The organism is Escherichia sp. XD33 (genome assembly GCF_019375075.1).
GTDB lineage: Bacteria > Pseudomonadota > Gammaproteobacteria > Enterobacterales > Enterobacteriaceae > Enterobacter > Enterobacter flexneri_A.
Window position 1 is genome coordinate 127490 of the sequence record NZ_JAENDM010000007.1, and the last position, 20782, is coordinate 148271.

Annotated in this window: 19 protein-coding genes, 1 tRNA gene and 2 pseudogenes; 10 read left to right on the plus strand and 12 right to left on the minus strand. The window is 49.5% G+C overall.

The window, feature by feature from the left end; all coding sequences use genetic code 11:
* Window positions 1–4 precede the first annotated feature (4 nt).
* From pyrB to bdcA, 4 genes are all read right to left on the minus strand, one after another.
* Window positions 5–940, minus strand: coding sequence for an aspartate carbamoyltransferase (gene pyrB / locus K0778_RS06845; RefSeq protein ID WP_000013046.1), 936 nt, complete (start codon window positions 938–940; stop codon window positions 5–7).
* Window positions 941–943: 3 nt separating this feature from the next.
* Window positions 944–1078: a pyr operon leader peptide gene (pyrL, locus tag K0778_RS06850; protein ID WP_001296693.1), complete on the minus strand. Its 135-nt coding sequence runs from the start codon at window positions 1076–1078 to the stop codon at window positions 944–946.
* 280 nt (window positions 1079–1358) lie between these two features.
* Window positions 1359–1754, minus strand: a complete 396-nt coding sequence (locus K0778_RS06855) for a RidA family protein (protein WP_000230281.1) — start codon at window positions 1752–1754, stop codon at window positions 1359–1361.
* A gap of 130 nt (window positions 1755–1884) precedes the next feature.
* Window positions 1885–2598: an SDR family oxidoreductase gene (bdcA, locus tag K0778_RS06860; RefSeq protein WP_000500686.1), complete on the minus strand. Its 714-nt coding sequence runs from the start codon at window positions 2596–2598 to the stop codon at window positions 1885–1887.
* Window positions 2599–2668: 70 nt separating this feature from the next.
* Here bdcA and K0778_RS06865 point away from each other — a divergent pair, with 70 nt between their 5' ends.
* The 3 genes and pseudogenes from K0778_RS06865 (at window position 2669) to K0778_RS06875 (ending at window position 5610) form a co-directional block, all read left to right on the plus strand.
* The gene (locus K0778_RS06865) at window positions 2669–3262 is read left to right on the plus strand and encodes a TetR/AcrR family transcriptional regulator (RefSeq protein WP_001401490.1); all 594 of its coding nucleotides are present in this window, start codon (window positions 2669–2671) and stop codon (window positions 3260–3262) included.
* A 144-nt stretch (window positions 3263–3406) separates the two neighbouring features.
* Window positions 3407–3859 carry a toxin-antitoxin biofilm protein TabA gene (gene tabA / locus K0778_RS06870; protein WP_000583470.1) on the plus strand — a complete coding sequence of 151 codons (453 nt, stop codon included), beginning with the start codon at window positions 3407–3409 and terminating at the stop codon, window positions 3857–3859.
* Between the two features lie 122 nt (window positions 3860–3981).
* Window positions 3982–5610 (plus strand): annotated as a pseudogene (locus tag K0778_RS06875) (DNA-binding protein).
* Window positions 5611–5652: 42 nt separating this feature from the next.
* On the opposite strand, the gene argF reads toward K0778_RS06875, so the two are convergent.
* On the minus strand, window positions 5653–6666 hold the full coding sequence (gene argF / locus K0778_RS06880; protein ID WP_000012927.1) for an ornithine carbamoyltransferase: 1014 nt from the start codon (window positions 6664–6666) through the stop codon (window positions 5653–5655).
* Between the two features lie 161 nt (window positions 6667–6827).
* Here argF and rraB point away from each other — a divergent pair, with 161 nt between their 5' ends.
* Window positions 6828–7244, plus strand: coding sequence for a ribonuclease E inhibitor RraB (gene rraB / locus K0778_RS06885; protein ID WP_000002953.1), 417 nt, complete (start codon window positions 6828–6830; stop codon window positions 7242–7244).
* Window positions 7245–7289: 45 nt separating this feature from the next.
* Here rraB and K0778_RS06890 read toward each other — a convergent pair whose 3' ends face one another.
* Window positions 7290–7793 carry a GNAT family N-acetyltransferase gene (locus K0778_RS06890; RefSeq protein WP_063084803.1) on the minus strand — a complete coding sequence of 168 codons (504 nt, stop codon included), beginning with the start codon at window positions 7791–7793 and terminating at the stop codon, window positions 7290–7292.
* Window positions 7794–7985: 192 nt separating this feature from the next.
* Here K0778_RS06890 and K0778_RS06895 point away from each other — a divergent pair, with 192 nt between their 5' ends.
* Window positions 7986–9182, plus strand: a complete 1197-nt coding sequence (locus K0778_RS06895) for a YjgN family protein (RefSeq protein WP_053882021.1) — start codon at window positions 7986–7988, stop codon at window positions 9180–9182.
* 55 nt (window positions 9183–9237) lie between these two features.
* Here the strand turns inward: K0778_RS06895 and valS are convergent, their stop codons facing one another.
* From valS to pepA, 3 genes are all read right to left on the minus strand, one after another.
* Entirely contained in the window at window positions 9238–12093 is a 2856-nt protein-coding gene (gene valS / locus K0778_RS06900; RefSeq protein ID WP_000416392.1) for a valine--tRNA ligase, read from the minus strand.
* Window positions 12093–12536 (minus strand): DNA polymerase III subunit chi, encoded by a 444-nt coding sequence (gene holC, locus K0778_RS06905; protein ID WP_000786399.1) that lies wholly within the window; start codon window positions 12534–12536, stop codon window positions 12093–12095. The genes valS and holC overlap by 1 nt, the downstream gene beginning before the upstream one ends.
* A gap of 133 nt (window positions 12537–12669) precedes the next feature.
* Complete coding sequence (pepA, locus tag K0778_RS06910) at window positions 12670–14181, minus strand: leucyl aminopeptidase (RefSeq protein WP_000397144.1); 1512 nt, start codon at window positions 14179–14181, stop codon at window positions 12670–12672.
* A 153-nt stretch (window positions 14182–14334) separates the two neighbouring features.
* Between pepA and ytgA the strand changes: the two genes are divergently transcribed.
* The 3 genes from ytgA (at window position 14335) to lptG (ending at window position 16630) form a co-directional block, all read left to right on the plus strand.
* Window positions 14335–14385: a protein YtgA gene (gene ytgA / locus K0778_RS06915; protein ID WP_211180521.1), complete on the plus strand. Its 51-nt coding sequence runs from the start codon at window positions 14335–14337 to the stop codon at window positions 14383–14385.
* 62 nt (window positions 14386–14447) lie between these two features.
* Window positions 14448–15548: an LPS export ABC transporter permease LptF gene (gene lptF, locus K0778_RS06920; RefSeq protein WP_000584114.1), complete on the plus strand. Its 1101-nt coding sequence runs from the start codon at window positions 14448–14450 to the stop codon at window positions 15546–15548.
* A complete protein-coding gene (gene lptG, locus K0778_RS06925) occupies window positions 15548–16630 on the plus strand; it encodes an LPS export ABC transporter permease LptG (protein WP_001295681.1) in 1083 nt (360 codons plus the stop codon). Before lptF ends, lptG begins: the two co-directional genes overlap by 1 nt.
* A gap of 118 nt (window positions 16631–16748) precedes the next feature.
* Here lptG and K0778_RS06930 read toward each other — a convergent pair whose 3' ends face one another.
* Both K0778_RS06930 and ahr read right to left on the minus strand, forming a co-directional pair.
* Window positions 16749–18251, minus strand: a complete 1503-nt coding sequence (locus K0778_RS06930; protein ID WP_063084802.1) for a helicase HerA-like C-terminal domain-containing protein — start codon at window positions 18249–18251, stop codon at window positions 16749–16751.
* Window positions 18252–18380: 129 nt separating this feature from the next.
* The gene (gene ahr, locus K0778_RS06935; protein ID WP_001345322.1) at window positions 18381–19400 is read right to left on the minus strand and encodes an NADPH-dependent aldehyde reductase Ahr; all 1020 of its coding nucleotides are present in this window, start codon (window positions 19398–19400) and stop codon (window positions 18381–18383) included.
* A 195-nt stretch (window positions 19401–19595) separates the two neighbouring features.
* On the opposite strand from ahr, the gene K0778_RS06940 reads away from it, so the two are divergent.
* A tRNA-Leu gene (locus tag K0778_RS06940) sits at window positions 19596–19680 on the plus strand.
* Between the two features lie 200 nt (window positions 19681–19880).
* Window positions 19881–20522, plus strand: a pseudogene (locus K0778_RS06945) (tyrosine-type recombinase/integrase); the annotation flags it as partial.
* A 35-nt stretch (window positions 20523–20557) separates the two neighbouring features.
* On the opposite strand, the gene K0778_RS06950 reads toward K0778_RS06945, so the two are convergent.
* The coding region (locus K0778_RS06950) for an IS1 family transposase (RefSeq protein ID WP_024169623.1) at window positions 20558–20782 on the minus strand (225 nt) is incomplete at its 5' end.

The window sequence follows — 20782 nt, forward strand, 5'->3', positions numbered from 1 at the left end:
CCCCTTACAGTACCAGATCGCGATTCAGAACCAGTGCCAGTAACGCCTGGCGAGCGAAAATCCCGTTGCCTGCCTGCTGGAAGTACCAGGCGTGTGGCGTTTTATCAACATCCGTCGCAATCTCATCAACACGCGGCAGCGGATGCAGCACTTTCATATTGGCTTTGGCGTTGTGGAGATCGCTGGCGCGAAGAACAAACTGCGCTTTCACGTTGGCGTACTCGGACGGGTCCAGACGCTCTTTTTGCACGCGGGTCATGTACAGGATGTCTACTTCCGCCATCACTTCTTCAATAGAGCTGTGCAGACTCCATGCGATCCCTTTTTCATCGAGCATATCCAGAATGTATTGCGGCATTGCCAGCGCGTCCGGCGCGATGAAGTAAAAACGGTTGCCGTCGAACTTCGCTAACGCCTGAGTCAGGGAGTGAACGGTGCGGCCATATTTCAGGTCACCAACCATTGCGACGTGGAGATTGTCCAGACGCCCCTGGGTTTCCTGAATAGTGAATAAGTCCAGCAAGGTTTGCGTCGGATGTTGGTTGGAGCCATCACCGGCATTCAGTACCGGTACATTGCCGGAAAACTCGGTGGCCAGGCGCGCCGCACCTTCCTGCGGATGACGCATCACTATCGCATCGACGTAAGTGCTGATAACCGAAATGGTATCGGCCAGCGTTTCGCCCTTTTTACCCAGTGATGTATTGGCGCTGTCGGAGAAGCCCACCACGCTGGCACCCAGGCGGTGCATAGATGTTTCGAAAGAGAGGCGGGTACGGGTAGAGGCTTCGAAGAAACAGCTGGCAATGACTTTGTGCTTCAACAGCTCTGGTTGCGGGTTTGCTTTCAGTTTCGCCGCTGTCGCCAGCACCAGATTAAGGTCATCGCGACTAAGGTCGTTTATGGAAATGATATGTTTCTGATATAGCGGATTAGCCATCTTTTATCTCCTGACGCCTGGGCAAAAAAAAGCCCCTCGATTGAGGGGCTGGGAATGGGTGATCAACGGGAAGAAAAACGGCAGGCCAGCGTCTTTTTTCAGACGCGGTAAGACAAAATGTCGAACACACTGAACCATACATCCTCCCGGCAAATTGTCCGGCATTATACTCATCGTCAGAAGCGGTGCAAGCATTTGATGCAATATTTTGTCAGCGCAAACGGTTTATTTGAATTAAAAGTCAAGGTATATGCATTTTTATTTGATGTGATTCTGCAGGGGAACTGTCCTTCGGTATCAATAATTGCAGACATTCCCTGCTTTTTCCTTTTTCACTTTCACGCAATCAGATATGCATTTTATTCCATTCATCCGACTTATAGGGCGGAGTGTGAAAGCGAACGGCTAACACTATTGCTTACTGCTCAGGGATGCGCGCTATCACTTTAATTTCAAAATCAAAGCCTGCCAGCCATGTAACACCCACCGCCGTCCAGTTTGGATAAGGTGGGGCGCTAAATATTTCATTTTTCACCGTCATGATGTCTTCAAATTGGTTTTCTGGATCGGTATGGAAGCTCGTAACATCAATGATATCGTCAAAAGTGCATCCCGCAGCTGCCAGGGTCGCATGCAAATTATCAAATGCCAGTCTGACTTGTTGCTGAAAATCGGGTTCTGGTGTTCCGTCCTCTCGACTTCCTACTTGCCCGGAAACAAACAGCAAATCGCCGGAACGAATAGCCGCAGAATAACGATGCTCAGCATACAGTGAATGTCGGCCAGCAGGGAAAACAGCGGTTCTTTCTACCATTTGGTTATCCTCAAGATTTACGACATGAACAGAAGATTTCTCTTTACCGGGAGCCGCTTTTAGCGGACGACGTGAGTAAACAAAACCCAGACATCATGGATAATGGCTGGGCTTAATTGAGCGTAGTCGGTTATGCGCCAAACGCGCCATCAATGGTATGCATCGCGCCGGTAACAAAACTGGCTTCTGGCCCTGCTAACCATGCGACCATACCAGCGACCTCTTCCGGTTGCCCATGTCTTTTGATGGCCATAAAACTATGCAACATATCGCGCATTGGCCCGTTGGCGGGATTAGCATCGGTATCAATTGGCCCTGGCTGGACGACGTTGATGGTGATCCCACGCGGTCCAAAATCACGGGCCAGCCCGCGCGCCATGCCTTGCAGGGCAGATTTGCTGGCGGCATAAGCAGCCATGCCTGCAACAGGCATACGATCGCCATTCACGGAGCCGATGATTAAGATGCGCCCGCCTTCGGGCATCTGCCGGGCGGCTTCAACAGAGGCATGATAAGGAGCATGAATATTGATTTTGAAAAGGCGATCAATATCGTCGGCATTTAATTCCAGGGCATCGCCAAAGACGCCAATACCTGCATTTACTACCAGAATATCCAATGCGCCACTCTTACGAACGACATCAATGACAGCGTCTCTGTCAGCACTATCTGTGAATACTGCTGTCGCTCCAGTCTCTTGTGCCAGGTGTTCAGCGGCATCTTTCGACCCCGCATAGGTGAATCGTACATTGGCCCCATCGGTGACGAAACGACGTACGATAGCGGCACCGATTCCACGGCTGCCACCGAGGATGAGAACTGTCTTACCTGTAAAAGCGCCCATAAGGACTCCTTGATTTATTATGTAACATGCATTACAAAACTGTTTTAACTTTCTGTCAACAAGTTTTGTAATGGTCACTAAAAAACAATCTCGCGTTCCAGGTCGTCCCAGACGTTTCGCTCCTGAGCAGGCAGTCTCTGCGGCAAAAGTGCTTTTTCACCAAAAAGGTTTCGATGCTGTCAGTGTTGCTGAAGTTACTGATTATATTGGTATTAACCCCCCGAGCCTCTACGCGGCTTTTGGCAGTAAAGCTGGTTTATTTAGCCGTGTACTCAATGAATATGTCGGTACGGAAGCTATTCCGCTTGCCGATATTCTTCGTGATGATCGTCCGGTAGGCGAGTGCCTGGTTGAGGTATTAAAAGAAGCGGCGCGCAGATATAGCCAAAACGGCGGCTGCGCTGGCTGTATGGTTCTTGAAGGTATTCATAGTCATGATCCACAAGCGCGTGATATTGCCGTTCAATATTATCACGCCGCAGAAACGACCATTTATGACTATATCGCCAGGCGGCATCCACAAAGCGCACAATGTGTGACTGATTTTATGAGTACCGTGATGTCAGGGCTTTCTGCGAAGGCACGGGAGGGGCACTCCATCGAACAACTTTGTGCAACAGCTGTACTGGCGGGGGAAGCGATAAAAACTATTCTCGAGGAGTGATGCTGACCTTGACCCGAAAGGCGGGAACGCGCCTGCCGATAAGTTGTGATAAGACAATAATTCACGCGTTAAGGCTAGCGGAATTGATCATCTTTTCGTATAACGATAGAAATGAAACATTGTTTTAATTAAGGAGTGGAAAAGATGATCATCGGAAATATTCATAATCTTCAGCCGTGGCTACCCCAAGAGTTACGCCAGGCGATTGAGCATATCAAAGCGCACGTTACGGCAGAAACGCCAAAGGGTAAGCACGATATCGAAGGCAATCGTCTGTTTTATCTTATCTCGGAAGATATGACCGAGCCGTACGAAGCCCGCCGTGCGGAGTACCATGCCCGCTATCTCGACATTCAGATTGTGTTAAAAGGTCAGGAAGGCATGACCTTCAGCACGCAACCTGCAGGCACGCCGGATACCGACTGGTTAGCTGATAAAGACATCGCATTTTTGCCGGAAGGCGTTGATGAGAAAACAGTTATCCTTAATGAAGGTGATTTTGTTGTGTTTTATCCGGGGGAAGTGCATAAACCGCTGTGCGCAGTGGGCGCGCCAGCCCAGGTTCGCAAAGCAGTAGTGAAGATGCTGATGGCGTGATGACTTTTCGCCGTAAATAACTCCAGGTTTACGGCGAGTTTGTGAAAAGAGCGTTTTTTGATATTTTTTTGTGAGTAGAATTTGTAATGCTTAGACGTTCTTATTAACTCAAGGAGTCCGTCATGAGCAAAATATCAGATTTGAATTATTCTCAACACATTACATTAGCCGACAATTTTAAACAAAAAAGTGAAGTTTTAAATACCTGGCGTGTTGGAATGAATAATTTTGCCCGAATTGCCGAGGGGCAGGATAACACAAGAAATATCCTTGATTCTAAGACATTTTTGGAGTTTTTGGTAAAAATATTTACCCTGGGTTATGTGGATTTTAGCAAACGCTCCAACGAAGCGGGTAGAAATATGATGGCTCATATTGAGTCCTCATCTTATATCAAAAATAATGATGGCAGTGAAATAATGCAGTTTGTTATGAATAATCCTGAAGGTGAGCGAGCGGATTCACCCAAGGTGATTATAGAAGTTTCACTTTCCACTATCACTACTATGGGGACTCGTCAAGGACATACAGCCATTATATTTCCACAACCTGATGGTTCGACTAACCGTTATGAAGGGAAGTCCTTTGAAAGAAAAGATGAGAGTTCATTACATCTGATTACTAACAAGGTTCTGGCGTGTTACCAACGCGAAGCTAACAAGAATATGGCGCTTCTGTTAAATAATCATCAGTTGAACTGGAAGGACGCAATTGATTATAACGAGTTATTAGAAAAGCCATTAGCCAGTACATTAGAAAAAATAAAGAAAGAACATCTGCTATTAATGCCTCATGTATGTGATGACACGATTCCATACTTACTAGGCGAAGGTGGTATACTTGAAGAAATAAATGATCTGAAAGCGTTACATGATACCAGAATTGCTAGTGGTACAGAAGGTAATGATGAAATTAATAACATCAAAATTAACCTGTCTAATATTCTTATTGATTCCTTAGATGATGCAAAAGTTAATCTCGAAAAGGTCATCGATTCGATGTTGAAGACTTTTTTAAAATTGCCATATATTAATGATGTAAAAATTCTGGAGTGGTGTTTTAATCAAAGTATGCAATATTCTGATGATACTACAAAGATAAAGCATGCCCGCTCCGTGATCGATCATATTGATTTTAACTGCGATCAGTCTAAAATAGCTGAGACATTATTTTTCAACCTCAATAAAGAACCCTATAAAAACAGCCCTGAGTTACAGGAATTGATTTGGGAGAAGTTGGTTGTATATGTCAATGATTTTAACTTAAGCAATCAAGAAAAATCACGCTTAATACTAAGGTTATTTGATGATGTTAAGTTGCTATTTAATGAAGTGTCTGTCAGCATTTTAGTAAATGATATTTTTTTGAAGGATTTTTTCATGAAGCAACCTGATTTTGCGAAGTGGTACTTCTATCAATTAATTAAGAAGTATGAGGGCGAACAGCTGTATCTTAATGAGTTAGGATATGTTTATGGTAATGAAGAAAAAACAAATGAAATTGTAAAAAAACATCCGGGTTATGTCATTAAGATTTTTGAAGAAAAGATGGGTAATGAATTAAAAATTAGAACAAGAATGATGAAAATCCTCCGGAATGGCAAAATCAATATATATGAATATATGAATATATGAATATATGAATATATTAATAATGAACAGTTGGGAAAATTAAATCCTCCGGAAAATTTACGTATAGCAATAGAAAAATTTGGCTGGAAGAAAAAACTATCACTGCATAAAATAATGTGATGCCGGGATGTTTTTGTATTTCCCGGCATCTTGATAGAGATATTAATTATTTAATTTACTGAGCGTCGCGACCATCACCGCTTTGATGGTATGCATGCGGTTTTCCGCCTGATCAAATACAATGCTGGCGGCAGATTCGAAGACCTCATCAGTCACTTCCATTCCGCCATGTAGGCCAAACTCTTCCGCCATTTTCTTGCCAAGCGTCGTTTGGTCGTCATGAAACGCGGGCAGGCAGTGGAGGAATTTGACCTCCGGGTTACCGGTCAACTGCATCATCTTGCTGTTCACTTGATAATCACGCAGCAATGCAATGCGTTCCGCCCATTTCTCTTTTGCTTCACCCATCGACACCCATACATCGGTATAGATAAAGTCAGCACCTTCAACTCCTTTGGCTACATCTTCCGTCAGCGTAATATCCCCGCCATTTTGCTGTGCCAGGGCGCGGCATTCCGTAACCAGCGCAGCTTCCGGCCAGCATGCCTTTGGCGCGACCAGACGCAAATCCAGACCGGTAAGCGCCGCAGCTTCAAGCATCGAGTTTCCCATGTTGTTACGTGCGTCACCTGCATAGACCAGCGTCATTTCGTTGAATGTTTTACCGGGCAAATGCTCTTGCATGGTGAGAAGATCCGCCAGCAGCTGGGTGGGGTGGAACTCATTGGTCAGGCCGTTCCATACTGGCACGCCAGCGTATTCCGCCAGTGTTTCGACAATCTCCTGACCATAGCCGCGATACTGAATACCGTCATACATGCGACCAAGCACGCGGGCAGTGTCTTTAATCGACTCTTTATGACCAATCTGGCTGCCGCTTGGGCCGAGATAAGTAACGCGAGCACCCTGGTCATATGCGGCAACTTCGAAAGAGCATCGGGTACGAGTCGAGTCTTTTTCGAAGATGAGCGCGATGTTTTTACCAGTGAGTTTGGCTTCTTCTTTACCACTTTTCTTATCGGCTTTCAGCTTCGCGGCTAACTGCAGCAGGCTGTTGAGTTCAGCTGGCGTGAAATCGAGTAATTTCAGGAAATGCTTATGATAAAACCCAGACATAGATCCCTCCTGTGGCTAACGCCTCAATGAATTAAAATTCAATTTATATGGATGATTATTCATTTGCAAGTCTAAAGCATAAATCTTTGTCACAAAGGTGGAGGCAATGTCAGTGGTGTGTGACAATAAGAGTATCGGCAGGACATTAAGAGGAATGAGCCATGGCAAACCCGGAACAACTGGAAGAACAGCGTGAAGAAACACGTTTGATTATTGAAGAATTACTGGAAGATGGCAGCGATCCGGACGCGCTGTACACCATCGAACACCATCTTTCCGCAGACGATCTGGAAACCCTGGAAAAAGCAGCAGTTGAAGCGTTTAAACTTGGTTATGAAGTGACCGATCCAGAAGAGCTGGAAGTTGAAGATGGTGATATCGTGATTTGCTGCGACATCCTCAGCGAGTGCGCGTTGAATGCCGATCTGATCGATGCCCAGGTTGAACAACTGATGACGCTGGCGGAGAAATTTGACGTTGAGTACGACGGTTGGGGCACTTACTTTGAAGATCCTAACGGCGAAGACGGCGACGATGAAGATTTTGTCGATGAAGACGATGACGGGGTTCGCCACTAATTAATTGATTAAAATGCCCGATAGCACACACTAGCGGGCATTTTTTTAGAGTTCGCGTAGCATCCGCACTTCACAATCGACATGGCCCGTGCAGCCAAGCGCATAGTCGATATGCTCAAAGCCCAAATGCTCATAAAGCGCAATGGCTTCCTTTAAAAAAGCGGTCGTTTCCAGATAGCAGCGTTTGAAGCCCATCTCTCGTGCCTGCTCCATCGCCATTAAGGCCAGATTTTTCGCCAGCCCTTTACCGCGAATAGCCGGAAGAAAATACATCTTTTGCAGTTCGCAAATGTCCGATTCACTACCTGCTAATGGCGCAATCCCACCGCCGCCGACCACTTCACCATCGAACTCAACCACCCAATATGCATGGCCAGGCTGACTATACACTTGATACAACTCGTCAAGGTTCGGATCGGCGACGGTGTAGCCTTTATCAGCGGTAAGACCGTATTCGGCGGATACCTGACGAATGACGCGGGCGATAGCGGGATTATCCTGCTGCGTCAGGCGACGCATTACAGGTGATTGCGGCGCAATGTTATTCATAGTTTAACCCAATAAAAATAAAGTAATTATACATTTGTTTAATACCACTCTCTTCTTACGTGCGCAAGCGACTTATAAAGTAATAAAGTTTTTGCCAGCCTATTACTGATAAGAGTATTGTAACGTGGCAGAACATTTTACTGTCTGTATCTATAAATTATATCAATGGATTTTTTAATTCAGGGAATTTTTATGGCTCAAGTTATTAATGAAATGGATGTTCCGTCCCATTCGTTTGTTTTTCATGGCACAGGTGAGAGATATTTTCTTATTTGTGTGGTGAATGTGTTGTTAACGATTATAACGCTAGGTATCTATTTACCATGGGCATTAATGAAATGTAAGCGTTATCTCTATGCTAATATGGAAGTTAACGGACAACGATTTTCTTATGGAATTACCGGTGGGAATGTTTTTGTTAGTTGTCTTGTTTTTGTTTTTTTCTATTTCGCAATCTTAATGACAGTGTCAGCAGATATGCCGCTTGTTGGCTGTGTTTTGACTTTGTCACTGTTGGTTTTGCTTATATTTATGGCAGCAAAAGGACTGCGTTATCAGGCCTTGATGACCAGTCTCAACGGCGTAAGATTTAGTTTTAATTGCTCTTTGAAAGGGTTCTGGTGGGTAACCTTTTTCTTGCCGATTTTAATGGCCATTGGGATGGGGACTGTTTTCTTTATCTCGACAAAGATGCTACATGCCAATAGTTCAAGTAGTGTTATTATATCTGTGGTTCTGATGGCAATAGTTGGTATTGTTTCCATTGGTATTTTTAATGGTACTTTATATAGCCTGGTAATGAGTTTTCTCTGGAGCAATACCAGTTTCGGTATACATCGTTTCAAGGTGAAATTAGATACTACGTATTGTATAAAATATGCCATTCTCGCATTTTTAGCTTTATTACCTTTTCTCGCTGTTGCTGGTTATATTATCTTCGATCAAATATTAAATGCGTATGATAGTTCTGTGTATGCAAATGATGATATTGAGAATTTACAGCAATTTATGGAAATGCAACGTAAAATGATAATCGCGCAGTTAATCTATTATTTTGGGATTGCTGTTAGCACCAGTTATTTAACGGTGTCGTTGCGAAATCATTTTATGAGCAACCTGTCACTGAATGATGGGCGTATTCGTTTTCGCTCAACTTTAACGTACCACGGTATGCTTTATCGCATGTGTGCGTTGGTGGTGATATCCGGGATTACGGGCGGTCTGGCTTATCCACTGCTGAAAATATGGATGATTGACTGGCAGGCAAAAAATACGTATTTGCTGGGCGATTTGGATGACCTTCCTTTAATCAATAAAGAAGAACAACCAGATAAAGGCTTCTTAGCCAGGATTTCACGGGGAATTATGCCTTCTTTACCATTTCTGTAAGAGATAAAAAAGGCCGGAGCATGCTCCGGCCTTCGTTTTCATTACTGTGTTTTGATTACAGCGCGGCGATAACAGCCTGCTGTTCAATCAGCTTCGCTTTCGCTTCTGCATAGCCTTCCAGCTTTTCACGCTCTTTCGCGATGACCGCTTCCGGTGCGCGGGCGACAAAGCCTTCATTCGCCAGCTTGTTCTCGATACGGCTGATTTCACCTTCAATCTTCGCCACTTCTTTCGCCAGACGCGCCAGCTCATCTTCTTTGTTGATGAGGCCAGCCATCGGGATCAGCAGCTCTGCACCGTCGATGATCTTAGTAACGGAAACCGGACCTTTGTCATCGGCAGGCAGCACGGTGATACTTTCCAGACGCGCCAGCGTTTGCAGGAAGCCACGGTTTTCATTTACGCGACGTTCTGCATCCGCGCTGCAACCACGCAGTAGCAGCTCCAGCGGTTTGCCCGGCGCGATGTTCATTTCTGCACGGATGTTACGTACCGCAACGATCGCCTGCTTCAGCCACTCGGTGTCGGCCAGTGCGGCTTCATCAACCTGAGATGCATCGTACTGCGGGAACGGCTGCAGCATGATGGTGTCGGCAGTGATACCGCAAAGTACTTTCACACGCTGCCAGATGGTTTCGGTGATGAACGGAATGATCGGATGCGCGAGGCGCAGCAGACCTTCCAGTACAGTCACCAGCGTATGGCGAGTACCGCGCAGTTCTGCTTCGGTGCCACCGTTCATTACCGGCTTGGTCAGCTCGAGATACCAGTCACAGAACTGGTTCCAGGTGAACTCATACAGAATGCCTGCGGCGATATCGAAGCGGAAGCTGTCCAGCGCTTCGCGGTACGCTTTGATGGTCTGGTTGAACTCCGCCAGAATCCAGCGGTCCGCCAGCGACAGCGTCATTTCGCCGCCGTTGAAGCCGCAATCCTGACCTTCTGTGTTCATCAGCACAAAGCGGCTGGCGTTCCACAGCTTGTTACAGAAGTTACGGTAACCTTCCAGGCGCTTCATATCCCAGTTGATGTCACGACCGGTAGACGCCAGTGCCGCCAGGGTGAAGCGCAGCGCGTCAGTACCGTGCGGTTCAATACCGTTCGGGAACTGCTTCTCGGTGCGCTTACGGATTTTGTCCGCCAGCTGTGGCTGCATCATATTGCCGGTGCGTTTTTCCAGCAGTTCTGGCAGCGAAATACCGTCAACCATATCCAGTGGGTCGATAACGTTACCCTTGGATTTGGACATCTTCTGGCCTTCGTCGTCACGAATCAGACCGGTCATGTAAACAGTGTGGAACGGCACCTGCGGTTTGCCATTTTCATCTTTGATGAAGTGCATGGTCATCATGATCATGCGGGCAATCCAGAAGAAGATGATGTCGAAACCAGATACCATCACGCTGGTTGGGTGGAACTGACGCAGGGCGTCGGTGTTTTCCGGCCAGCCAAGGGTAGAGAAGGTCCACAGCGCAGAAGAGAACCAGGTGTCGAGAACGTCTTCGTCCTGACGCAGGACAACATCAGCACCGAGGTTATTTTCTTTACGCACTTCGTCTTCGTTGCGGCCAACATAAACGTTACCCGCTTCGTCATACCATGCCGGGATACGGTGACCCCACCACAACTGACGAGAGATACACCAGTCCTGAATATCGCGCATCCAGGAGAAGTACATGTTTTCGTACTGCTTCGGTACGAACTGAATGTCGCCGTTCTCAACCGCTTCAACTGCCGGTTTCGCCAGGACATCGGCACGCACGTACCACTGGTCGGTCAGCATCGGTTCGATGACCACGCCACCACGGTCGCCATAAGGAACGGTCAGGTCATGTGGTTTAATTTCTTCCAGCAGGCCGAGTGCGTCAACCGCAGCAACGACCGCTTTACGTGCAGCAAAACGCTCCAGTTTCTGGAATTCTGCGGGGATCTCGCTGGAATAAACGTCAGATTCGTTACCTTTGGTATCGAACACCTGGGCACTTTCACGGATATCGCCGTCAAAGGTCAGGATGTTGATCATCGGCAGCGCGTGACGTTTACCCACTTCATAGTCGTTAAAGTCGTGCGCCGGAGTGATTTTCACGCAGCCGGTGCCTTTTTCCATGTCGGCGTGTTCGTCGCCAACGATCGGAATACGACGGTTAACCAGCGGCAGAATGACATATTTGCCAATCAGATCTTTGTAACGCGGATCTTCCGGGTTAACGGCTACGCCAGTATCGCCCAGCAGGGTTTCCGGACGGGTAGTCGCAACCACCAGATAATCTTTACCGTCTGCGGTTTTCGCGCCGTCAGCCAGCGGATAGCGGATGTGCCACATCGAACCTTTCGATTCGCGGTTTTCCACTTCCAGGTCAGAGATAGCGGTGCGCAGTTTCGGGTCCCAGTTTACCAGGCGCTTGCCACGGTAAATCAGGTCTTCTTTATACAGACGAACGAAAACTTCTTTCACCGCATTGGACAGGCCTTCGTCCATGGTGAAGCGTTCACGCTCCCAGTCCACGGAGTTGCCGAGACGGCGCATCTGACGGGTAATGGTGCCGCCGGATTCCGCTTTCCATTCCCAGATTTTGTCGATGAAAGCTTCGCGGCCGTAGTCGTGACGGGTTTTACCTTCTTCTGCGGCAATCTTGCGCTCAACGACCATCTGGGTAGCGATCCCGGCGTGGTCAGTACCGACCTGCCACAGGGTGTTTTTGCCCTGCATGCGCTGATAGCGGATCATGGTATCCATGATGGTTTGCTGGAAGGCGTGACCCATATGCAAACTGCCGGTGACGTTCGGCGGCGGGATCATGATGCAGAAACTTTCCTGGCTTTCATCGCCATTAGGCTTAAAGTAGCCCTGCTTTTCCCAGTGCTCGTAAAGCGGCTGTTCGATATCTTGTGGGTTATATGTCTTTTCCATTATTTCCAGGTTGCCGTATTCAGGTTGAAACCAGCCACGCGGTAGGCTTTATAGCGTTCGCGCGCCAGTTGTTTCAGAGAATCTTCATAAGGAACGAAGTCTACCACTTCTGTGAAAGCGGTGGCAAAATCTGCAAAGCTTGTTCGCAGACTAATCAATATATCGCGCGGGCTGCTGCTGCGTTTTTGCGGCCAGGCGATCTCCACCGGCGCACCGCCGCGCGGTCCTTCTCCCGCTAAATTATGCGGAACAAAGCTTTCTGCCGGACGCGCCCACAGGGCTTCATCCAGCCGGTAAGCCTGCTTTTCATCTTCACAGGCGATGAGCACGCGCTTACCACTGCGCCAACGTTCTGCGGCAATTTCACACACCAGCTGCTCAACGGCGCTTAAGCCATCGACGGTGGTGTCATTGTCCAGAAGGTAGAACGTCGCGTTTTTCATAAATGGGGCTTCTTGTGGTGGATTTAAATATTGCTGCATTCCTCACCCTAAAAGATGAGCAATGAATTTCTATTGCGCTCGATCGGTTCCCTCTCCCTTAGGGAGAGGGTTAGGGTGAGGGTAAAACGCAAACTTACTCTTCGCCGTTAAACCCGGCGCGGTTTAACAGGAACTGTGCCAGCAACGCTACCGGACGACCGGTTGCGCCTTTCGCTTTACCAGAACGCCAGGCGGTACCGGCGATATCTAGGTGCGCCCAGTTGTACTTACGGGTAAAGCGTGACAGGAAGCAACCTGCGGTAATCGCCCCACCAGGACGACCGCCAATGTTCGCCATATCGGCAAAATTGGACTCCAGTTGTTCCTGATACTCGTCACCCAGCGGTAAGCGCCATGCGCGGTCACCGGATTGTTCAGACGCGGCAATCAGTTCATGGGCCAGCGGATTGTGGTTCGCCATCAGACCAGTAATGTGATGACCCAGCGCGATCACGCAGGCACCGGTCAGCGTCGCCACGTCAATCACCGCTTCCGGCTCAAAACGCTCAACGTAAGTTAACACGTCGCACAGTACCAGGCGGCCTTCAGCGTCGGTGTTGAGCACTTCAACGGTTTGACCAGACATGGTGGTTAACACATCGCCCGGACGATAGGCGCGACCGCCTGGCATGTTTTCACAACCTGCCAGCACGCCGATAACATTAATCGGCAGTTGTAGCTCCGCGACCATACGCATCACGCCGTAAACCGCCGCCGCGCCGCACATATCGTACTTCATCTCATCCATGCCTTCTGAAGGCTTGATCGAGATACCGCCGGAGTCGAAGGTTAAACCTTTACCCACCAGCACGATTGGGCGTGCATCTTCCGACGCGTTGCCTTTGTACTCAATCACCGACATCAGCGATTCGTTTTGCGAACCCTGACCGACCGCCAGATAAGAGTGCATCCCCAGCTCTTTCATCTGCTGTTCGCCGATAACGCGGGTAATGACATTCTTGCTGTAGCTGTCAGCCAGCTGGCGCGCTTGTGAAGCGAGGTAAGCGGCGTTACAGATATTCGGCGGCATATTGCCGAGATCTTTTGCTGCTTTAATCCCGGCGGCAATCGCCAGACCGTGCTGGATCGCGCGCTCACCGCTGGTCAGTTCACGGCGGGTCGGCACGTTGAACACCATCTTACGCAGCGGACGACGCGGTTCGCTCTTGTTCGTTTTCAGCTGATCGAAACTGTAGAGCGTCTCTTTTGCCGTCTCGACAGCCTGACGCACTTTCCAGTAGTTGTTACGGCCTTTAACGTGCAGTTCAGTCAGAAAGCAGACCGCTTCCATTGAGCCAGTATCATTCAGCGTATTAATGGTTTTCTGAATAACCTGCTTGTACTGACGCTCATCCAGCTCACGTTCTTTGCCGCAACCAATAAGGAGAATTCGCTCGGAAAGTACATTCGGAACATGGTGCAGCAACAATGTCTGCCCCGGTTTTCCTTCCAGTTCGCCCCGACGTAGCAGGGCGCTGATGTACCCATCGCTGATTTTATCGAGCTGTTCTGCAATCGGAGAAAGGCGACGTGGTTCGAAGACGCCCACGACGATGCAGGCACTCCGCTGTTTCTCCGGGCTACCGCTTTTTACACTAAACTCCATGCACTACGCTCCTGAATCTTAAAGACAACGGCGGTGGCTACAGATAGAATTGCAAGCTTTCGTAACTCATGTCCGCTGTTGCGATGACTTCGTGTTAATCTTAACGTTATTACGGCATTGGCACGTCAGAACAAAATCTGAGAGGTGAATCCGTTGAGTATAATTATCTTAGCGACGATTTCGACGACTCAAGAGAATAAATGACGTTTAAGCCATGAAACAAGCTAAAATCCTGCAAAAGACGAGTTTTTACGGGCGTATTTAAAGTGATAATCATAAGATATCTGGTGCGGGAGACGCTCAAAAGCCAGCTGGCGATACTCTTCATCTTGCTTTTGATCTTCTTCTGTCAAAAGTTAGTGAGGATCCTCGGCGCAGCGGTTGACGGCGATATTCCGGCGAATCTGGTGCTCTCCCTTCTCGGGTTGGGCGTGCCGGAAATGGCGCAGCTTATCCTGCCATTAAGCCTGTTCCTCGGGCTGCTGATGACGCTGGGCAAACTGTATACCGAAAGTGAAATTACGGTAATGCATGCCTGCGGCCTGAGCAAAGCGGTTCTGGTGAAAGCGGCAATGATCCTTGCGGTATTCACGGCAATCGTCGCGGCGGTTAACGTGATGTGGGCGGGACCGTGGTCATCGCGTCATCAGGATGAAGTGTTAGCAGAAGCGAAAGCGAACCCTGGCATGGCGGCGCTGGCGCAAGGGCAATTCCAGCAAGCGACTAATGGCAGTTCGGTGCTGTTCATCGAAAGCGTTGACGGCAGCGATTTCAAAGATGTGTTCCTCGCGCAAATTCGACCAAAAGGTAATGCACGTCCTTCTGTGGTGGTGGCCGATTCCGGACATTTAACCCAGCTGCGCGACGGCTCCCAGGTCGTCACTCTCAACCAGGGAACGCGCTTCGAAGGCACTGCACTGTTACGTGATTTCCGCATTACGGATTTCCAGGATTATCAGGCGATCATTGGTCACCAGGCGGTGGCGCTCGACCCGAACGATACCGACCAGATGGACATGCGCACATTGTGGAACACTGACACCGATCGTGCTCGCGCAGAACTGAACTGGCGTATCACGTTGGTATTCACCGTGTTTATGATGGCACTTATGGTCGTACCGCTGAGCGTGGTTAACCCACGTCAGGGACGCGTACTGTCGATGCTGCCAGCCATGCTGCTGTATCTACTTTTCTTCCTGATCCAGACCTCCCTGAAATCGAATGGCGGTAAAGGTAAGCTAGACCCGACGCTGTGGATGTGGACCGTTAACCTGATTTATCTGGCTTTGGCGATTGTTCTCAACCTTTGGGACACCGTGCCGGTCCGCCGCCTGCGCGCCAGTTTTTCGCGTAAAGGAGCGGTGTGATGCAACCTTTTGGCGTACTTGACCGCTATATCGGTAAAACTATTTTCACCACCATCATGATGACGCTGTTCATGCTGGTGTCGCTGTCGGGCATTATCAAGTTTGTCGATCAGCTGAAAAAAGCCGGGCAGGGGAGTTACGACGCGTTAGGCGCAGGAATGTATACCTTGCTGAGCGTGCCGAAAGATGTGCAAATCTTCTTCCCGATGGCGGCTCTGCTTGGGGCGTTGCTTGGTCTTGGGATGCTGGCGCAGCGCAGCGAACTGGTGGTGATGCAGGCTTCTGGTTTTACCCGTATGCAGGTGGCGCTGTCGGTGATGAAAACCGCCATTCCGCTGGTCTTGCTGACGATGGCGATTGGCGAATGGGTCGCGCCGCAGGGCGAGCAGATGGCGCGTAACTACCGTGCGCAGGCGATGTACGGCGGCTCGTTGCTCTCTACCCAGCAAGGCTTATGGGCGAAAGATGGCAACAACTTCGTCTACATTGAGCGGGTTAAAGGTGACGAAGAGTTAGGTGGCATCAGCATTTATGCCTTTAACGAGAATCGTCGTCTGCAATCCGTACGCTATGCCGCTACTGCGAAGTTTGACCCGGAACATAAAGTCTGGCGTCTGTCGCAGGTTGATGAATCTGATCTGACCAATCCGAAACAGATTACCGGTTCGCAGACGGTGAGCGGCACCTGGAAAACCAACCTCACGCCAGACAAACTGGGCGTGGTGGCGCTGGACCCGGATGCACTCTCAATCAGCGGTTTGCACAACTACGTGAAGTATCTGAAGTCGAGCGGTCAGGACGCTGGACGTTATCAGCTCAACATGTGGAGCAAAATCTTCCAGCCGCTATCCGTGGCGGTGATGATGCTGATGGCGCTGTCGTTCATCTTTGGCCCACTGCGTAGCGTACCGATGGGCGTGCGTGTGGTCACCGGTATCAGCTTCGGTTTTGTCTTCTACGTACTGGACCAGATCTTCGGCCCGTTGACGTTGGTTTATGGCATCCCGCCGATCATCGGCGCACTGTTGCCAAGCGCCAGCTTCTTCTTAATCAGCCTGTGGCTGTTAATGAGAAAATCGTAACCAAGCAAGGGAGCGAAAGCTCCCTTTCACATTGTTGATAAAGTCAAATACGAGTTCGATCGGTCCCCTCGCCCCTTTGGGGAGAGGGTTAGGGTGAGGGGGACAGATCGCGCCTGACTTACCTTCTTCTCCCCCCCAGCAAACTCCCCAACATTCCACGCACAATCTGATTCGTCACCTGGCGAGCGGCGCTTTTGGCCATTGTTTGCACCACACCATCTTTCTTCCCGCCGCGTGGTCCGGTAGTGCCGAACAAAATATCCTTCAATCCACCAAGAATGCCGTCATCCACCGCTACCTCTTTCCCTTTCGCGGGGGGATTATTTTGCTGCTCGGTACTGGCCTGAAAGCCTTTTTGCAACATCTCATAGGCGGATTCCCGGTCCACCTCATCCTCATATTTGCCATACACCGGAGAGTGATTAATCAAGCCATTACGCTCATCTTCCGTCACCGGCCCCATCCGCGAACAAGGCGCGATCACCATCGCACGCTCCACCACAGAAGGGCTTCCTTTCGCATCCAGAAAAGAGATCAACGCCTCGCCGGTGCCCAGTTCCTTAATCGCCTTTTCGGTATCAAACGCCGGATTGGCCCGCATGGTTTGCGCCGCAGCTTTTACCGCTTTCTGATCTTTGGGCGTAAAAGCCCGCAAAGCGTGCTGAACGCGATTACCGAGCTGGCCGAGCACATTATCCGGAATATCAGACGGGTTTTGCGAAACGAACCAGACGCCCACGCCTTTTGAGCGAATAAGCCTTATCACCTGCTCAATCTTATCCAGCAGTACCTGCGGTGCATCGTTAAACAGCAGATGTGCTTCGTCGAAGAAAAACACCAGTTTTGGCTTCTCCAGATCGCCCGCTTCCGGCAATTGTTCATACAACTCTGAAATCATCCACAGCAGGCTGGCGGCGTACAGTTTCGGCATCTGATAAAGTTTCTCGGCGCTGAGGATATTGATAACGCCTTTACCGTTGGCATCGGTGCGCATCCAGTCTTTGATATCCAGCATCGGCTCACCAAAGAAGTGTGCTGCGCCTTGCTGTTCCAGCGACAACAGCCCGCGCTGGATGGCACCAACCGATGCGCTGCTGATATTTCCGTACTGATTCTGGAAAGATTTGGCGTTATCGCCGATGTACTGGATAATCGCCCGCAAATCTTTAAAGTCGAGCAGTAACAGCCCCTGATCGTCAGCAATGCGGAAGATGATATTCAGCACGCCAGATTGCACATCGTTGAGATTCAACAGCCGCGCCAGCAACAGCGGCCCCAGATCCGAAACCGTCGCCCGCACCGGATGGCCCTTCTCGCCAAAGATATCCCACACCACCACCGGATTGGCATGCGGTTGCCAGTCGTTGACACCGATATTTTTCAACCGAGCGAGCAGTTTTTCCGATGCCGTTCCTGCCTGCGCGATGCCGGTCAGATCGCCTTTCACATCGGCCATAAACACCGGAACACCGATTTCCGATAGAGACTCCGCCAGTTTTTGCAGCGTGACAGTTTTACCCGTCCCCGTTGCGCCAGTAATCAGCCCGTGACGGTTAGCCATTCCCGGCAGTAAAAACAGTTCTGTGTCCGGCGTGCGGGCAATTAACAGGGGTTCGCTCATGAGATATCCTCCAGTTTCCTGCCTGGAGTATAGGCAACGGCTGTGCACTCTTCACCGCTAAATTAAGCAGATTGCGAGACGCCTTCCAAAGAGATTTAAGTGCCGGGCGACAGGCACCCGGCAAAGAGATCAGAAGTCAGCTTTCAGAACCACGCGGTAACGCGCCTTACCGTCGCGCACATGCTTGATGGCGTCGTTAATTTTCGACATCGGGAACAGTTCGGTGGTCGGCGCAACCTTGCTACGGGCGGCAAAGCGCATCAGCTTTCGCAGCTCATAAGGCGTGCCGGTAGCAGAACCAGAGATGCTGCGGTCGCCCGCAATTAACGTAAAGGCCGGAACAGACAGCGGCGTGAGAACCGCACCGACCGTATGGAAATTACCGCCATAGGTCAGCGCCTCAAAATAAGGCTGCCAGTCGAGGCTGACGTTCACAGTATTGATAATGAGATCAAACTGCTCCGACAGGGCTTTCAGTGCCTGCGGATCGCGGCTATTCACCACTTTATCGGCACCCATCGCCAGTACTTCCTGCTCTTTCGCCGGATTAGAACTAAAGGCCGTCACCTCGCATCCCATTGCGTGCAGAAGTTTTATAGCGATATGCCCCAGCCCGCCAATACCAATTACCCCAACGCGGCTGGTAGCAGTGATATGGTGCATCAACAGTGGTTTAAAGACCGTGATACCGCCGCACAACAGCGGCCCGGCGGACTCGATATCAATATTTTCTGGCAGTGGAATCACCCATTGCCAGTCCGCACGCAACTTCTCGGCAAAGCCACCGCGATTCATAATTGTTGACACCGCGCCTTGCTCGCAGTTGATCTGATTACCGCTAATACAGGCGTCGCAGTGACCACAGCTACGCGCTGTCCAGCCAATCCCGACACGCTGACCGACCTGCAAACCTTTATCCTGCGCGGCGCTCCCGAGTGCCACCACGCGCCCAATCACCTCATGCCCGGCAACCAGCGGATACTGTGAAAATCCCCATTCGTTGTCGATCATCGACAGATCGGAATGGCAGATCCCGCAGTAATCCACCTGCACTTCAATATCTTGTGGCTTCAGCTCACCGGTATCGTACTCATAAACTTCCAGTTCGCCGCCCGCTTCTTTTGCGGCATAGCTTTTTATCATCGACATGCTTTTATCCTTCTCTGGTGTGGTCTGGGAAGTGTAGAGCATGGCAGGGCGGGGTGCCTGGAGTGTGACAAAGGTTACACATCGCGGTATGCAATGCTGAAAATTTCAGCACTTAGCGAGGTGCGAGCAAGCTGGCGCTTGCATGGTGGCGTGCGACAGGTATAATCCACAACGTTTTCCGCATACCTCTTCAGTGCCGAAGTGGCGAAATCGGTAGACGCAGTTGATTCAAAATCAACCGTAGAAATACGTGCCGGTTCGAGTCCGGCCTTCGGCACCAAAAGTATGCAAATAGACCTCAACTGAGGTCTTTTTTTATGCCTGAAATCCGCGCTACACAAGGCTTTTCCAGCTTTTCTCCTCAACTGAAGTCAACCTGACTCAACCCACATCAACAGGCTTGTGAGTATACTAATGAGTATATTTGCCGATTCGATATTGCTTGTATACTCACGAGATACCAATGGAAGGAAGACCATTATGGCCCTAACGGATACTAAAGTTCGCTCTGCGAAACCTGAGGAGAAAGAGTATTCACTTGTTGACGGCGACGGCATGTCCTTACTTGTAAAACCTGGCGGTTCAAAGTATTGGCGATTTCGTTTCCGTTTTGGCGGTAAACAACATTTGATGGCGTTCGGCGTTTACCCGGATGTTTCACTGGCGGATGCGCGGAAGAAAAGGGAAGAGGCCAGAAAGCTGGTAGCTGCTGGTATCGATCCTCGTGAGCATAAGCGTGCTGTGAAAGAAGAGCAGGCGAAAGAGATTATTACTTTCGAGAAGGTTGCCAGAGAGTGGCTCGTAACCAACCAAAAATGGTCGGAAGATCATGCTAATCGTGTAAAAAAGAGCCTGGAGGACAATATCTTCCCAACAATTGGTGCTCGCAATATTGCTGAACTGGGCACCCGCGATCTGTTAATTCCCATTAAAGCCGTGGAGAAATCCGGACGTCTTGAAGTGGCTTCCCGCCTTCAACAGCGCACCACGGCCATCATGCGTTATGCAGTGCAAAGCGGTCTAATTGATTACAATCCGGCGCAGGAGATGGCGGGGGCGGTTGCTTCCAATAATCGACAACATCGTCCGGCGCTGGAGTTAAAGCGATTGCAGCCTGAAATTGAAAATACGATTACCATGTTGGTAATGACTCCAACTTATTGATAGTGTTTTATGTTCAGATAATGCCCGATGACTTTGTCATGCAGCTCCACCGATTTTGAGAACGACAGTGACTTCCGTCCCAGCCTTGCCAGATGTTGTCTCAGATTCAGGTTATGCCGCTCAATTCGCTGAGTGTAACGCTTGCTGATTACGTGCAGCTTTCCCTTCAGGCGGGATTCATACAGCGGCCAGCCATCCGTCATCCATACCACGACCTC

Coding starts and splice junctions, on each gene's coding strand:
- pyrB (WP_000013046.1), bottom strand. CDS start 940: ATGGCTAATCCGCTATATCAGAAACATATCATTTCCATAAACGACCTT.
- pyrL (WP_001296693.1), bottom strand. CDS start 1,078: ATGGTTCAGTGTGTTCGACATTTTGTCTTACCGCGTCTGAAAAAAGAC.
- K0778_RS06855 (WP_000230281.1), bottom strand. CDS start 1,754: ATGGTAGAAAGAACCGCTGTTTTCCCTGCTGGCCGACATTCACTGTAT.
- bdcA (WP_000500686.1), bottom strand. CDS start 2,598: ATGGGCGCTTTTACAGGTAAGACAGTTCTCATCCTCGGTGGCAGCCGT.
- K0778_RS06865 (WP_001401490.1), top strand. CDS start 2,669: ATGGTCACTAAAAAACAATCTCGCGTTCCAGGTCGTCCCAGACGTTTC.
- tabA (WP_000583470.1), top strand. CDS start 3,407: ATGATCATCGGAAATATTCATAATCTTCAGCCGTGGCTACCCCAAGAG.
- argF (WP_000012927.1), bottom strand. CDS start 6,666: ATGTCTGGGTTTTATCATAAGCATTTCCTGAAATTACTCGATTTCACG.
- rraB (WP_000002953.1), top strand. CDS start 6,828: ATGGCAAACCCGGAACAACTGGAAGAACAGCGTGAAGAAACACGTTTG.
- K0778_RS06890 (WP_063084803.1), bottom strand. CDS start 7,793: ATGAATAACATTGCGCCGCAATCACCTGTAATGCGTCGCCTGACGCAG.
- K0778_RS06895 (WP_053882021.1), top strand. CDS start 7,986: ATGGCTCAAGTTATTAATGAAATGGATGTTCCGTCCCATTCGTTTGTT.
- valS (WP_000416392.1), bottom strand. CDS start 12,093: ATGGAAAAGACATATAACCCACAAGATATCGAACAGCCGCTTTACGAG.
- holC (WP_000786399.1), bottom strand. CDS start 12,536: ATGAAAAACGCGACGTTCTACCTTCTGGACAATGACACCACCGTCGAT.
- pepA (WP_000397144.1), bottom strand. CDS start 14,181: ATGGAGTTTAGTGTAAAAAGCGGTAGCCCGGAGAAACAGCGGAGTGCC.
- lptG (WP_001295681.1), top strand. CDS start 15,548: ATGCAACCTTTTGGCGTACTTGACCGCTATATCGGTAAAACTATTTTC.
- K0778_RS06930 (WP_063084802.1), bottom strand. CDS start 18,251: ATGAGCGAACCCCTGTTAATTGCCCGCACGCCGGACACAGAACTGTTT.
- ahr (WP_001345322.1), bottom strand. CDS start 19,400: ATGTCGATGATAAAAAGCTATGCCGCAAAAGAAGCGGGCGGCGAACTG.